The 14,888-nt window shown below is 40.6% G+C and carries 15 protein-coding genes; 10 read left to right on the top strand and 5 right to left on the bottom strand.

The features are described 5' to 3' along the window. Positions 1–11: 11 nt before the first annotated feature. From HCZ11_RS13705 to queG, 3 genes are all read left to right on the top strand, one after another. Positions 12–1,229, top strand: coding sequence for a methyl-accepting chemotaxis protein (locus tag HCZ11_RS13705; RefSeq protein WP_167658690.1), 1,218 nt, complete (start codon positions 12–14; stop codon positions 1,227–1,229). Positions 1,230–1,289: 60 nt separating this feature from the next. Next, entirely contained in the window at positions 1,290–1,952 is a 663-nt protein-coding gene (locus tag HCZ11_RS13700) for a hypothetical protein (protein WP_167658672.1), read from the top strand. Between the two features lie 70 nt (positions 1,953–2,022). Next, entirely contained in the window at positions 2,023–3,156 is a 1,134-nt protein-coding gene (queG, locus tag HCZ11_RS13695) for a tRNA epoxyqueuosine(34) reductase QueG (protein WP_167658689.1), read from the top strand. A 14-nt stretch (positions 3,157–3,170) separates the two neighbouring features. Here the strand turns inward: queG and HCZ11_RS13690 are convergent, their stop codons facing one another. From HCZ11_RS13690 to HCZ11_RS13680, 3 genes are all read right to left on the bottom strand, one after another. Then, a complete protein-coding gene (locus HCZ11_RS13690; protein ID WP_130050565.1) occupies positions 3,171–4,298 on the bottom strand; it encodes a PleD family two-component system response regulator in 1,128 nt (375 codons plus the stop codon). A gap of 19 nt (positions 4,299–4,317) precedes the next feature. Beyond that, positions 4,318–6,267 carry an ATP-binding protein gene (locus HCZ11_RS13685; RefSeq protein ID WP_167658688.1) on the bottom strand — a complete coding sequence of 650 codons (1,950 nt, stop codon included), beginning with the start codon at positions 6,265–6,267 and terminating at the stop codon, positions 4,318–4,320. Between the two features lie 142 nt (positions 6,268–6,409). Beyond that, the gene (locus HCZ11_RS13680; RefSeq protein ID WP_167658671.1) at positions 6,410–6,901 is read right to left on the bottom strand and encodes a GNAT family N-acetyltransferase; all 492 of its coding nucleotides are present in this window, start codon (positions 6,899–6,901) and stop codon (positions 6,410–6,412) included. Between the two features lie 75 nt (positions 6,902–6,976). Between HCZ11_RS13680 and HCZ11_RS13675 the strand changes: the two genes are divergently transcribed. The 6 genes from HCZ11_RS13675 to HCZ11_RS13650 all read left to right on the top strand — a co-directional run bounded on the left by HCZ11_RS13675 (position 6,977) and on the right by HCZ11_RS13650 (position 12,379). Beyond that, the gene (locus HCZ11_RS13675) at positions 6,977–7,552 is read left to right on the top strand and encodes a glutathione peroxidase (protein ID WP_130050563.1); all 576 of its coding nucleotides are present in this window, start codon (positions 6,977–6,979) and stop codon (positions 7,550–7,552) included. 72 nt (positions 7,553–7,624) lie between these two features. Next, positions 7,625–7,906, top strand: coding sequence for a peptidylprolyl isomerase (locus tag HCZ11_RS13670; protein ID WP_054552716.1), 282 nt, complete (start codon positions 7,625–7,627; stop codon positions 7,904–7,906). 60 nt (positions 7,907–7,966) lie between these two features. Next, positions 7,967–8,545: a glutathione S-transferase family protein gene (locus HCZ11_RS13665; RefSeq protein WP_130050562.1), complete on the top strand. Its 579-nt coding sequence runs from the start codon at positions 7,967–7,969 to the stop codon at positions 8,543–8,545. 17 nt (positions 8,546–8,562) lie between these two features. Beyond that, entirely contained in the window at positions 8,563–8,913 is a 351-nt protein-coding gene (locus tag HCZ11_RS13660; RefSeq protein ID WP_054552718.1) for a DUF2750 domain-containing protein, read from the top strand. A gap of 105 nt (positions 8,914–9,018) precedes the next feature. Then, the gene (locus HCZ11_RS13655; protein WP_167658670.1) at positions 9,019–9,696 is read left to right on the top strand and encodes a hypothetical protein; all 678 of its coding nucleotides are present in this window, start codon (positions 9,019–9,021) and stop codon (positions 9,694–9,696) included. A 112-nt stretch (positions 9,697–9,808) separates the two neighbouring features. Then, complete coding sequence (locus HCZ11_RS13650; RefSeq protein WP_167658669.1) at positions 9,809–12,379, top strand: M1 family metallopeptidase; 2,571 nt, start codon at positions 9,809–9,811, stop codon at positions 12,377–12,379. Positions 12,380–12,418: 39 nt separating this feature from the next. On the opposite strand, the gene HCZ11_RS13645 is transcribed toward HCZ11_RS13650, so the two are convergent. Both HCZ11_RS13645 and HCZ11_RS13640 read right to left on the bottom strand, forming a co-directional pair. Beyond that, entirely contained in the window at positions 12,419–12,784 is a 366-nt protein-coding gene (locus tag HCZ11_RS13645) for a hypothetical protein (RefSeq protein WP_130050559.1), read from the bottom strand. 65 nt (positions 12,785–12,849) lie between these two features. Beyond that, positions 12,850–13,719 (bottom strand): hypothetical protein, encoded by an 870-nt coding sequence (locus tag HCZ11_RS13640; protein ID WP_167658668.1) that lies wholly within the window; start codon positions 13,717–13,719, stop codon positions 12,850–12,852. Positions 13,720–13,949: 230 nt separating this feature from the next. On the opposite strand from HCZ11_RS13640, the gene HCZ11_RS13635 reads away from it, so the two are divergent. Further along, the gene (locus HCZ11_RS13635; RefSeq protein ID WP_054561042.1) at positions 13,950–14,849 is read left to right on the top strand and encodes a phosphoribulokinase; all 900 of its coding nucleotides are present in this window, start codon (positions 13,950–13,952) and stop codon (positions 14,847–14,849) included. Positions 14,850–14,888: the final 39 nt, after the last annotated feature.

Below are 14,888 nucleotides of genomic sequence, written 5' to 3'. Positions count from 1 at the left end.
ACACCACCTTAATGAGTAGCTATATGCGCATTTACAATTTTATCGAACAAACATTCTTTTACACCCTTACACGTAAGATTGTCGGTAATTTAGGTTTTGTGTTTGCGTTTCAAGCGATTACTTTGATCTGGTTATACAGCAGTCTTTCAGAACAACAAGCGAGTATGGGGCTGTTTTGGTTGATGGCGCTCATTATCGTTGCGAGTTTTATTTTTACTATTTTCTACATGCGCTTTTTGATTGTACGACCGGTGCAGGCCATGCGCGATACACTTGAGCAAATCAATCGCCATGATGCTGATTTATCTGCCAAGCTACCGCATTTTACCTACGATGAATTTCGTGATTTAAGTGAGCAGTACAATACATTTACGACTCATTTAGCAAAACTATTAGCCACCACTTATCAAAGTGCACAAGCCAGCGCCGATAGTAGCTCTAAGATGACTCACTCGATGCAGCAAACCGCCCAGATGAGCCACAAGCAAATAGAATTCAGCCAAACAATTACCGACTCAAGTAATCAAATAACATCGAGCCTTGAGAATATCTCTGCCAATACTGACAGCGTTCATCACGTTAATAATGAACACTTAAACTTTGTTAAGCACTCGGCCACTGAGCTATCGGCGCTGGTTAAAAAAGTCGCGATGATAAGCCAAATTTTGGGGAACTTCTCAGCGACAGTATCTGGCCTCAAAGAAAACAGTGAAAATATTCGCACTATTTTAAAAATGGTCGAAGAGTTTTCGGATCAAACCAATTTGCTTGCTCTCAATGCTGCAATTGAAGCAGCACGAGCTGGTGAAGCCGGCCGTGGTTTTGCTGTGGTTGCCGATGAAGTCAGATCGCTATCTGTCAAAGTGAACGACGCAACCCGCCAGATCAGTGACTTTATTAATCAAATGAATAGTCTGGTAAGCGAAACAAATAAAGAATCTGAGCAATTAATTAGCCATTCGAGTGAAGCTGAAACCGCTATTAGTAATACCTCTACAGGTTTTACTAATATGCTTGGTGAATTTGAACAAAATCAACAGCAACTGCAGCAAATTGTTAGCGCAGTGCACTTATTAGAGCAAACCCAAACCCACACTCATCAAACGGTTGAGCAAATAGTTGCTTTAGGCGAGCAAGCGAAACAACAAATTGATGAATCACTCGCGGATTGCCAACAGTCGCACAAACTAAGCCAACAAACCCAAGAGCAATTAAAACGCTTTGTGTAAAAATTGACTTAATTCATTTAGTTACAGTACTGTATAAGAAAACATAAAAAGGGAATTTAAATGAAAAATGTTTTCTTTGCAGTGCTCACGCTATGCACGCTTTTTATTACTTATAAAGTTGTTAACCTGCTTGAGGATAACACTATACAAAGTGTTTCGGCTGTAGTAACAGCAGAAGAAACCACAACCCTTGCTACTGAATCATCAACAGTTCAAGCAAAAATAAACCCGCATTCAACACAAGAGACAGACTCACTAAGTTCTAACGATGCTTTTGCCAACACAGAAACCTCTATCAATGCACTAAGCTCATTTGATGAACTCGTAACAGACAAAGAAAGCGGTCAAAAAGTGTTTAATACACAGCCATTAAATGAAATGGGATTTGCACAAATTCAAGATTATGTTGCTGAATTAGCAAATGGCTTAACTGATGCCAACAAAGCGCAAATTAGAGAGTTGGTTTACGATGAAGCAATGAAATATCAGGAACAGCACGCAAACATTAATGTTTATGATATGCAGTGTTCAAATCAACTATGCGGCATTATCCTGCAAAGTAATAATACAGATGCCATTAGTCAGAGCCTAGATGATTTGATCAGCAACAACACTTTGAGACAAAACAGTAAAGGTGGATTATCGCGTGCTTTTACTGAAAACGACGTCGAGTACGGATTACTAATCGCTGTTATTACTGACGATAGAATTACCCTGCAATAAGTGATTATTGTTCAGGGCCTACCTCAAACTATGTTAAAGTAGCCGCTTCTTGGCTACTTTTTTATTGACCGTGACAACACCTGCTATTGATTATGAACAACTCGCACTGCAAATAAAGCAATGGGGTAAAGACCTTGGCTTTGCAGAAGTCGGGATCACTGATATTGACCTAACTAAGCACGAAGCTCAGCTACAACGCTGGTTAGATTTAGGCTATCACGGTGAGATGGAATACATGGCAGCCCATGGTATGAAGCGAGCGCGCCCTGCAGAGCTGGTCCCTGGCACGCAGCGAGTCATCTCAGTAAAAATGAACTACCTGCCGCCTGATGCGAGTTTTGCTAAAAACCTTAAACAAACCGACAAAGCGTACATCAGTCGCTATGCATTAGGTCGTGATTATCACAAGTTAATTCGTAACCGTTTGAAAAAGTTAGGCCAGCAAATAGAGCAGCAAGTTGGCCAGCTCGGTTTTCGTCCTTTTGTTGACTCTGCCCCTGTACTTGAAAGGCAACTGGCCGAAAAAGCAGGCTTAGGTTGGCGTGGAAAACATAGTTTATTAATCAATAAAGAAGCGGGATCTTGGTTTTTTTTAGGTGAGCTGTTTGTTGATATACCGCTGCCTATTGATGAAGAAAATAGTTTTGAAGGTTGCGGTAAATGTGTTGCCTGTATGACACTGTGCCCAACTGGTGCAATTGTCGAGCCTTATGTAGTTGATGCCCGTAAATGTATCTCTTATCTTACTATTGAGTTGCAAGGCGCTATTCCAGAAGAGTATCGCCCACTATTAGGTAATCGCGTCTATGGCTGTGATGACTGCCAGTTAGTGTGCCCATGGAATCGCTATGGTCAGCTCACCGATGAAGCTGACTTTCACCCAAGAAAGCAGCTTAAAGATCAAGACTTACTGACTTTATTTGCATGGGATGAAGCAACCTTTCTTAAAAATACCGAAGGCAGCCCTATTCGCCGGATTGGCCACGAGCGTTGGTTAAGAAATCTGGCAGTAGGACTGGGTAACGCTGATTACCACGAGCAAATAATCGAGGCTTTAGAGCAAAGATTAACAACAGCCACGCCTTTAGTCGCAGAGCATATCGAGTGGGCACTTGCTCAACAAAAAAATAAGCGCCAGTTAAAGCTTCGTAAAACTGCGCGCTTAATTCGTATTGTTGAAAAAGGTCTGCCAAGAGATGCTTGATAGCTAGCTTTACTCTATCGTTTTAATAATTGCGATAGGTCATTCTCAATCTCTTTAAAAGCCACTTTTACGCCTTTAACCGACTCTTCACGGGCCACTGAGTTTTGAATGGTTTCGTCGACCTTTTGGTAGATAAACACCTCTTGGTCTTCATCTAAGCCCATGGTCGGTATACGTTGCTCTAAATCTTCTTGAAGCTGCTTAAAAATCGCTTCGTTATTGATACGGTTCTCGTTTAAAAGCTCAATCAAGCCAGTAAATTTACTATGCACCTTACTCACGGCATCATTCAATTGTTGTTGCTGCTCAAGGAGCTCTTTTTTTGTAATAATCGCTTTAAGCTGCTGCTCAGTAACACTCACTAAAAAGCAAATATGATCTCGAATTCGACCGTGTTTATCTGGATCTTGCTCCGGCATGTTCAAGATAAGCAAACTAATCATTTCATAGTTAACTAAAATCCGATTTGAGAACTCATGCAAACGCCCTTTACTTTTCAGCATTTCAAACAGCTCGATCACAATTGGCGAACACACACCCGACACCGAAAAATGTAATATTTCATTATGTAACCGAAACTCAACGTTACTTTGCAACTCAAATGCGCTTAGGCAATTTAAAAAGGCTCTACCGAGTTCTTGTTCATTATCAATCGAGCCTATATGCTCTATATAGTTAACAATTTGACCCATTTCGCTGCTATTTGCCATGGCATTAAATGCAGTTGAAGTCGCATCTTCAACTTGCTGTTCTAGCGATTCTTTTTCAATCAGCACTTGATTTAAATGCTGTAGCTTAAGCTTGAGCTCATTATGGCTAAATGGCTTCACAATGTAGTCTTCTGCTCCGACGGAGTAGCCTTCCATGCGCTCCTCAACAGTGCCTCTGGCTGAGACAAACATCACAATAATTTTTTGCGTATTGGGGTTTTCTTTCAGCTTACGGCATACGTCATAACCACTCATTTGTGGCATACTCACATCAAGTAAAATCACTTGTGGGTCGAACTTCTCTACGACTTCTAAACATTCAGGGCCGCTATTAACCATTTTCAACTCAAATTCAAGATCCTCTAAGATCTCTTCAATTATCTCTAAATTAAATGGTTCATCATCTACCGCTAAAATACGTTTCAAGGCCATAATTATCTCTTCCCTTTTATTAATTGATCGATATAGATTGCTGCTCGTTTGCCAAGTGTTGCGGCAAGTCTATTTCTAAGGGTAACCGCACCAAAATAGTGGCGCCCCCGTACTCATTGTTACTTGCCGAAATAGTGCCTTGATGTAAGGCTACAAATTCACGACAAATAGCTAATCCAAGCCCGGTGCCTCCCGCACCACTGTTGGTTTTACTGCTTTGCTCAAACTTAGCAAAAATCTTTTCGAGCTCTTGTTCAGGAATACCTATTCCTCGGTCAATAACAGCGATTTCGGCCATCTGCTCATTGACCGCTAAACTAATATCAATTTCACTATTGGGTTCACTAAATTTCAGTGCATTACCTATCAAGTTACGCATAATTTGGTTCACTTGTTCTTCGTCGCAATCAAGCACAATACCTTGTTCAAAACCTATCGGCCGAATTGCTATATTTCTTTCAAGGGCTGTGCCTGACACATCATCAATACTAGTTTTTATAATATTGCTTAAGTTATGCTTTTGCGGATTGAACGGGAATTTCCCGACATCAAGTTTCGATAGATCGAGCAAGTTATTTAGAAGCGACAATAATCGTTCACCACTTTGCTCAATTCTCGATAGGTATTTGTTTAACTTGTCTTTACTTAAATCGTCGTTGGCAACCTTATCAAGCCCAAACCGAGCAAAGCTTAAAATAGAATGCATGGGGGTTCTGAGCTCATGAGACATATTAGCCAAAAACTCAGATTTACTATGGCTTGCTGCTTCAGCAACATTTTTAGCATGCTCTAGCTGTGCGGTACGTGCTTTAACCTCTTCTTCAAGTAAGTCTTTAGCTTCAACGAGTAAATCTTCTTTCTCTTTAAGGTGCGTTACATTTTTAAAGATCACCGCTAATGCTATTTCACCATGATGATCAATTTCGTTAAACGAGCCAACTAAAGGCACCTCGCTGCCGTTTTTCTTGAGTAGTCGCAAGTCACAACTAAACTGACGGTTCTTATTTAAAGTCGCGATCTTATCTTTAATTCGCTCAGTTGAAGCAACATCAAAAAACTCAAATACCGAGCAATTCTCAAACTCTTTTAACGGTTTTTCAAAAAGCTGCTCACAGGCGTCGTTAGTTTCTATAACCTTACCACCGCGTTCAAATAAAATAATGGCATCTGGGGTATGTTTAAAAATGACCCGGAGTAAACTGTCTTTTTCAATGAGTGCATCAACGGTATTTTGCAAACGCTCAACTAATTCAGTGTTGTGGCGTCTTAATAATTCGGTTTGCCAAAGTTTATGTACTGATTGCAATAAACTATTATCATCAACCGGCTTAATAAGAACATCTTCCACCCCTTGGCGAATAGCCGCTACCATTGAGACTTGGTCAGGCTTTGAGGTATAAAGCAAGCAACGACTATTTGGCTGATGTGTTTTGAGCTTATTAAAGAGCTCAAGGCCTGTACCATTAGGAAAAGTAAAATCGCTGATGAGTAAATCAATATTGTGCTCTTTAAAAACATCCAGAGCTGATGCTGTGTTATCTGCGGTGTAAGTTTTAATATGTGCCCCTTTTAGATTTAGGGCAACTTGAGCCAAACGTTCTGCGCTATGGTCAACAAGAAGTACTGTAGGAAGTTGAAGAATATTGTTACTTTCTAACTCAAGCACCCCCTCTAATAAAGAGCTAATTTCTTTATTTGCAAAAAAGGGGTAAATCACCACAGCATTAGGTAACAAGCGATTTACTTCACTAAAATGTTCAAGTAAATCACTACGCTGCGCTTTAGGCGCTAACAGCAAGAAGTGCTCTTGTGAGAATACCCCCATTAGCGTTTTAATAACTGTGGTTGGCACACCATGAGACGCAGCCACAAGATCAAAGTCTTGCTCTAAAACAGCATCATCGACCATTGCAAAATGTAATAGCTCAACCCTACAACCAATGAGCTCAAGTAGAACCTTGACCCGCATTGCTAAAACACTATTGCTATCAACAATTAAAATTCTTCGCACAGTAGACTAGACTCGCTTAATAATAAATACCTATTTTAGCGTAGCCTAAAATCGCAATGGGTCACAATTTGTACCGCATTTTTTATTAGCTTTTAACGAATTAACTGTCTAAACGCTTACCTAAAATTGTCAGACTGTATGCTTTATTATCCATAATCGCAATCTCAGGAAGTTCTCCCCAGACCTTGTAATTAAAACGATTAAACAGATTTATGCTTGGTAGATTATGACTAAAAATAAAGGCCAACAAAACCTTAATGCCGAGCGTTTTTGCATGGTGTTCTGAAAATGTAAGCAATTGTTTTCCAAGCCCCTGCCCTTGAGCTTGTTGTGTGATATAAATGCTAATTTCAACAGTACCATCATAGGCTGGGCGGCCATAAAAAGACTTATAGCTTAACCAAGCGAGCACTTTACCTTGTTGTTCAAAAACAAAGATCGGTCTTTTTTCTGTGTGACTTTCAAACCAAGCTTGTTTGTCTGCAACCGATACCTCTTCTGTATCTGCGGTTACCATACGCCCAGGAATGGTCTCGTTATAAATAGCGACTATGTCAGTTAAATCGTTTTGTGTTGCTTTTCGAATCGTCATAAATAGCTGAAATTAAATGATCACTTTGCCGCATATTAGCGTATATTCAACACAAATAACTAGCGGGAAATAACTATGTATAAATATGCCTTGTTACTTGCAGCAGGCCTGATAACAACAAACCTTGCAGCACAAACCACTGAAGCCGCAGAAGCGCCTAAAGCAAGCAGCCAATGTGACGATTTCACCAATGTTACGATGAGGAAATTGCGTTCGAAAGAGTCTATTAATTTTTGCGAATTCAAAAACAAACCACTTTTAATCGTCAATACCGCAAGTAATTGTGGCTTTACAGGTCAATTTGAAGGCTTAGAAGCTCTCCATAAGGAATACAAAGACCAGGGCTTAGTTGTATTGGGTTTTCCATCTGATGACTTTTTCCAAGAAGAAGACGATGAAAAAGACACTGCAAAAGTATGTTTCATCAATTATGGGGTGACTTTTAATATGTTGGCTACCAGTGCCGTTCGCGGAAGTGATGCAAACCCCATATTCAAACATTTAAACGAAGTTACAAGCTCACCTAACTGGAACTTTTACAAATACTTAGTGTCTGCAGATCGTAAGACAGTGCAGCGCTTTAACAGTAAAACCAAGCCACAATCGCAGACTTTACGCGATGCAATTGAAGCTGAGCTGACTGCAAAATAAATTTAATTTTTCGTTCGGTAAATATTGAACTAAACTAGTAATTTAATACTAAAACACACATTAGGAGATGTTATGGCAGTAGCCAGTGCAAGACACATTCTCGTAGACAGTGAAGCTCACTGTTTAGATTTAAAACAGCAAATTGAGCAAGGAGCTGACTTTGCAGAACTTGCTCGTGCTCATTCTAATTGCCCATCAGGTCAAGATGGCGGTGCATTAGGTGAGTTTGGCCCTGGCATGATGGTTCCTGAATTCGACAAAGTCGTATTCTCTGCACCAATTAACCAAGTACAAGGTCCAGTGCAAACCCAGTTTGGTTATCACCTTCTCGAAGTAACAAGCCGTACTGACTAATTTACAAATTGATTTCAAAAAGCCGCTTCACAGCGGCTTTTTTTTGCAAAGGATACCATCATGCAATTACTAGGCTCGACCACATCACCTTTTGTGCGCCGTATTCGAATTTGGGCGGCACTTAATAACCTACCTATTGATTTTATTAATTTGGATATTTTCTCTGAGCAAGACAGACAAACCATGATTGCCCACAACCCTGCCAGAAAAATTCCTGTATTAATCGACCATGATTTTACCTTATGTGATTCCAACTCAATTATTCGCTACTTGCTCGAGAAAGCTGATCAGCCGTTACTTAGCTGGCAGCAAGAGAACTATTTAACCATTATCAATGCCTGCAATGATTCACTGGTAGAAATTTTACTTTGTCAGCGTTCAGGGTTTGATACCAACAGCGACAAACTATTTTTTAATTTACAGAATGAACGAATTGTTGAAACATTAGCCTATTTAAATAGTCATTTATCAGAGCCAGTATTTAAAAGCTGTGAATACCTCAACATCAGTTTATACTGCTTGCTAGATTGGATCCGCTTCCGTGAATTAACTGATTTTAGCCAACTAAAAAACTTAGTTGATTTTTATCATAAATTCGCCGATAAAGCGGCGGTACAACAAACAGATCCACGAATATAAAGATAAGGGTTACGCAAATGAGCGATATCGAAATTGAATCAGAATTAGTTAGCTTTGTAGAAAAAGTTCGTTTGAACGAATCTATGTGGGCACTGGGTGCCGAAGATGGTGGTTTTGTTGTCTGTGAATCAAACCAATTTAGCGACACTGACGTGCTACTACTTTGGGGCACTGAAGATGCTGCAAAAGCACAATGTAAAGATGAATGGCAAGACTACACACCTGTTGAAATAGGCTTAGATGAGTTTCTTGATGAATGGGTTGAAGACCTAAACGAAGATGATGCACTTGTGGGTTTAAACTGGAACGATGATCAAGTTTGCGTTGAAATCGAACCGGTTGGTCTAGCTAAAGCGCTTTGTGATTAATACCAATCCTTAGGCTTACAACGACACGGCCGTATTTGTGGCAGTGTCGTTAAGCTGGATTATCAGGTATACTCTTCGACACATCTTTATTATCAAGGTATTAGGTTGAAGTCCCATCTTGGCCGTAGGCCCTTTTCGGCTATGGAATTACATACCCTATATAATGGTTACATTTACGGTGATCAGCGTTTGGTGCGTGAACAAGCTAAGCACTGGCACTTTTGGCTTCCTTTATTTGCCTACTACACCGGTGCATACAGTGATGAAATTGGCCATTTAACCCTTGATAATATTGTCACCCTAGATGGTGTCCGCTGCTTTGATTTTCATACTCATGGCAAGATAAAGCCCCGCTATGTGCCTATCCACAATGCATTACTCGATGCAGGACTTAACCAATACTTAAGCTATTTAAGCGAACAAAACCAGCAACGGCTGATGTTTGATTTACCTGCTAAATCAGGTCGCTATAGCGAAAAAGTGCGTATTTGGTTTTCTGGTGAAGGTGAACGCGCTGGTTATTTACAAAAATGCGCTATTCCCAGTGTTGATCAACAAGGTATGAAAACTGCGATTAGTAGCTTACGACTTAACTTTGAACAACAAGTTCGCATTCACGCACTGCAAGCCAACTGTAAAGACGCCTTTAACTACTTACTTGGTTTTAAAGATTACAATGAGCAACGCTTTACTGATATGCAGTTATTAAATACCGTGCTACAAAATGTGCGACAAATAAACCCACAACTGCATTGGCAACGTTTCATCGACCGCCATAATTAGCTGACAAACTTTGTTACTAACTATTTATTACTGTTCAAATTAAAACCTGATAGCATGGTGATTCGCCCCTCATAGCAGGTGCCTTTCTAACAACAAAAAATCAGGGATACTTATGTTCTTAAAAAGCCTATTAACGGTGAGTGTTGCACTTGCTGTTAGCTCTGCCCATGCCAATGAATATGTTATCGAAAAGCTTGCCAAGCCTAGTTCACAACAAGTAGCACTTACGCTTGATCCTGCAAAGGACAATTTTTCTGGTCATACCGAAATTGCCCTAGAAGTTCTAAAAGCGACAAATTATATCGAATTAAACGGTATTGATTATGCCGTTAGCATGGCAAAAATTTTAGGTGCAGAAAACTGTGACCTAAGCGCTGAAATGCTAAAAACAGGTAAAGTTAAATTTTCTTGTGATGAAAAAATTCAACCTGGTAAATACACATTAAAAGTTGATTTTACAGCACCTTACAACCGTCAAAGTGTTGGTTTATATAAAACTCTAGATCAAGGTACGCCTTATCTTTTCACACAATTTGAAATGAGTGATGCTCGTCGCGCATTCCCTGTTTTTGATGAGCCAAGTTATAAAATTCCATTTCAGCTAACAATCACTGCGCCAACATCACAAAAAGTGTATGCCAATACACCGGTATTAAAAACCAAAGTTGATGGCGATATGACAACTCACTTTTTCGACAAAACACCACCGATTCCTTCTTACTTAGTAGCAATGGCTGTCGGCCCATTTGAAGAGCTCGAAATTAAAGGCATGCCAATTCCTGGCCGCGTTCTGACTCCACAAGGTAAAATTCATCTTGCTGACTACGCAAAAGAAAATATGCCTCGAGTGTTAAAAGCACTGGAAGATTATTTTGGCATTCCTTACGTTTACAAAAAACTAGACTCAGTGGCAGTGCCAGAATTCCCATTTGGCGCGATGGAAAATGCTGGTCTAGTTACTTACCGTGAAGACATTTTACTGGTAGATCTAGCAACAGCAACGCGCAGTAAAAAAGAGCGTAATGTATCAATCATTGCCCATGAATTAGCGCACCAATGGTACGGTAACCTAGTTACCATGAAATGGTGGAATGACTTATGGTTAAACGAAGCGTTCGCAAGCTGGATGGCAGCGAAGATCACTGCGCAAATCAACCCAGAGTTTGAATCACACTTAGACTTACCACAAAATTATGTAATGGCATTAGACGCGCGTTTAAGTACTAAGCCTATTCGTAAGCCCATCAAAACCGAAGCAGATATCATGGATGGCTTAGGCCTTGCTTACAGTAAAGGCAGCGCGGTGTTATCTATGGTTGAAAACTGGATAGGCGAAGAGGCATTCCAACAGGGTATTCGTGCTTATTTGAAGAAATTCTCTTATAAAAATGCAGAAGCAGCCGATCTTTGGCAAGCATTAGGCGAAGCGTCTAATAAAGATGTAGCAAGTGTTCTGAAATCGTTTATCGAACAATCATCTTTCCCTCTTATTAAAGTAACGCAAGATGGTAAGAAAATTAATATCAGCCAAAGCCGCTTTGTAAATGCTGGCGTTGATGCACCTGCACAGCTTTGGAATGTTCCGGTTTCTATTAAGTATGGTGCGGGCGACAAAGTTAAAACCGCAAGTGTACTGCTGAATAAAGAAACACAGCAACTGACTCTCGACTTTGAACCTGAGTGGATTTACCCAGATCAAGGGGCTATGGGTTATTACCGTTGGGTGTTAAATGACGCACAGTTTAATGCTCTATTAGATAACGCTGCTGACAAGCTAACGGTTCGTGAACGCTTAGCCCTGCTTTCTGCGGTTGATTCATTACTTGATGCGGGTGTTATCTCTGCGGCTCATTTAATGCAAACCTTAGAAGCCTTTGTCAGTGATGCTCACCCATTAGTAGCAAATACAGCATTAGGTTATCTTGCTGCTCAAAAACGCGTATTCGAAGACGACAGCAACCGTGACCTATGGCCTAAGTTTATTCGTAACAGCATCGCACCTGCGGCGAAGCAGTATGGCTTAACAGCAAAAGTAGGTGAAGACGCTGCGGTATCGCAATTACGTGCGCAAGTTATTGCCCGTTTAGGTTTTGATGGCCAAGATCAAAAAGTCATTGATACCGCAAAAGCACAAGCGGCGTTGTACTTAAGCAACCCTGAAAATGTTGACCCATATTTAGCATCAACTTACTTAAACCTTGCGGCTTACCATGGTGATGCCAAGTTACTTGAAAAGTACAAGCAAACCTTTAAAACCACCAAAGATCCTCAAGTTCGTACTAAAATGCTGGCAGCGATGGGTTACTTTGGTAAACCTGAGTTACAAAAAGCGGTTCTAGAGTACAGCTTAACAGATAACGTAACAGCCTCTGATATGCGTACGTTATTAGGTGGTTTGGGTTATGGTAAAGAGCGTGAAGCACTGTTTATTGAATGGATTTACAACAATTACGATGCTATCACTAAGAACTTACCTCCGTTCTTCGTACCAAACTTGCCATTCTTCACAACCGCAAGCTGTGATGCGCAAAGCCTAGAGAAAACTAAAACCTTCTTCAACGATAAAATCACTGAAGTACCAGGTTATGCTCGCTCTCTTAGTAAGCTTGAAGAAAGCGTCAATGATTGTATTGCACTAAAAAACCGTGAGCTAAACTCGGTGAATAGCTTCCTTAAACGCTAATTAAAGCAAATACGAAAAGGGCCACAATGTGGCCCTTTTTTATTGCGCTAAAATAGCAGTTAACTTAGTTATAAATTGCTCAGCCGCTTCAGGTGAGGTGACTTTAAATGCAATACCATAATGAATGGGCTGTGCACTTTTATAAATGCGCGTTGGAAAACGGGTCATTTCACTACTGTGAAAGTAGTCTTTGATACGCGTAATGCCCTCTATTGACTCGAAATCAGCACTGAATACTTCAAAAATAGGTCTAATAACGATTTTTGCTTGGCCACTTTGCTCATGAACATAAAATGCCTCTTTTGAGCTAGCTGGCATAAATTCGTTAATATTCTTAATCTTAAAATTACTGCGGCAGCCCGCTTTTACCAGCTGTACACTCACTTGCTCGGCAGAAAAAGACAAAGGCGTTCCTTACATATAACGTGGATAGTTTAGCCACAGTACAGCAATCAGGCTGAAACCGTTACTCATTTATTACATACAAATGCCAGCTTGCTCTGTTTGTAATTTAAACGCGAGATTGAACCTTCACAAAAGCGTCTTAAATCGAGCCACTGTGATACTACTTCAGGCTCTGTCAAACTGCGCTTATGAACTCGGTTATTAACCGCATAGGCTACAGTGTCTTTGTCAATTAAAGCAAAGTCTTGCACCGACTCCGGTAATCTAAATAAATCATTAACTTCCTCAGTTTGCGGCGCAAAGCGTGCAACCCAATGCTGGTTGTTTTTGTTATAACTAAACAAATAACTGTTTGTGTGTTCATCAAAAATTAAAGTACGGCCAATATCACCGGCAATGACACGCGGTTTAGCAGCTGCAACACGAGTGTATTGCAACGTATGCGGCTCACCTAAGATGAACATGATCAGGTCTTCATCAGCGCCCCAAGCGTGGTAGCCAACCGGCTCAATCCATTCAAAAACTCGGCTAGCAACAGATTCTTCTGCTAATGGATACTGCCATAACTTTTGCTTGCCATCTGCTTCGACCACGATTGCCGACAAGGCTTGCTGATTTGGCATCAGCGTAGGCGAGTATTCACTGACAGGCGTGTTGGTGATATTCACGCTGCTCTTAGATGTAAAGTTATAAAACGCAATATCGGTTTGTGACTGGCCATTTTCGTCAACAACCTCATGGGTATAGTAAAGCCCTGTATCAACTAAAAATGGTTGATTATTATAAGCTTTATCATCTGTTACTCGCGACACCTGCATACCATATGGGGTGTCTAACTCGGCAAGTAATATTTCGCTTTTAGGCATCGCTGCATGTAAGTGACTGGTAAAAAATGTCCCTGCTGCGACGAAAAGTAAAGACGAAATCAATTTCATGTTGTTCTCTCGTTTTAATTTTTATCAGCCCATGATAGCGTTAATTAATCCGCCAGTCACTTGACCTTACCATGCTCGACCTTTATAACTAGGACGTGTTCGTTTTTTATCAGTTTCTACTGATTGATTTTATGCACGATAATACCAATCGAGCTAAGTAACTGACCATTTAACACGCTAGAATGGTTAACAATTTAAGCCGACTGGTATCAACAATAACGAGAATAATTATGTCAGCTAAACACCCAATCATCGCTATTACCGGTTCATCTGGGGCGGGGACTACCACAACCACCAATGCTATTAAGCACATTTTTAGAAGCTTAAGCATTGATGCAGCCTTCATCGAAGGCGATAGCTTTCATCGTTATACGCGTCCAGAGATGGATAAAAAAGTCCGTGAAGCACAACAAGAAGGCAAGCATATTAGCTATTTTGGCCGAGAAGCTAACGATTTTGGCGCCCTTGAGGAGCTTTTTTACCAATATGGCGAAACCGGGCAAGGTAAAATCAGACGCTACTTACATACCTTTGACGAAGCGGTTCCTTATAACCAACTACCGGGCACCTTTACCCCTTGGCAAGATTTAGAATCAAATACAGATATCTTATTCTATGAAGGTTTACATGGTGGTGCTGTCGATGAGAATCATGATGTTGCTAAGCATGTTGATTTATTGATTGGCATGGTGCCTATTATTAACCTTGAGTGGATCCAAAAGCTCATTCGCGACACCTCTGAACGAGGCCACTCTCGTGAAGCGGTAATGGGCTCTATTGTGCGTTCAATGGACGACTACATAAACCATATTACTCCGCAGTTTTCGCGTACTCATATTAACTTCCAGCGAGTGCCTACCGTTGATACCTCAAACCCATTCAGCGCAAAAGATATTCCTTCTTTAGATGAAAGCTTTGTTGTTATCCGCTTTCGCGGCATAGATGACGTGGATTTTCCCTACTACTTGAGCATGATTGAAGGCAGTTTTATGTCTCGTATTAATACGCTTGTGGTGCCTGGAGGCAAAATGGGCTTAGCAATGGAGCTCGTTTTAACGCCGTTAATTAAAGATATTATTTTGAAAAAGCGCGCACTTGAAAATTTAGCCCCGGTTGACTTGCCGATTTAACTCACTCGGGTACACTGCTGACTCTGTCGAAAATAATGG

This window comes from Pseudoalteromonas sp. HF66 (genome assembly GCF_011806445.1).
In the GTDB taxonomy this organism is placed as follows: domain Bacteria; phylum Pseudomonadota; class Gammaproteobacteria; order Enterobacterales; family Alteromonadaceae; genus Pseudoalteromonas; species Pseudoalteromonas apostichopi.
This window is presented reverse-complemented; position numbering and strand designations above follow the sequence as displayed.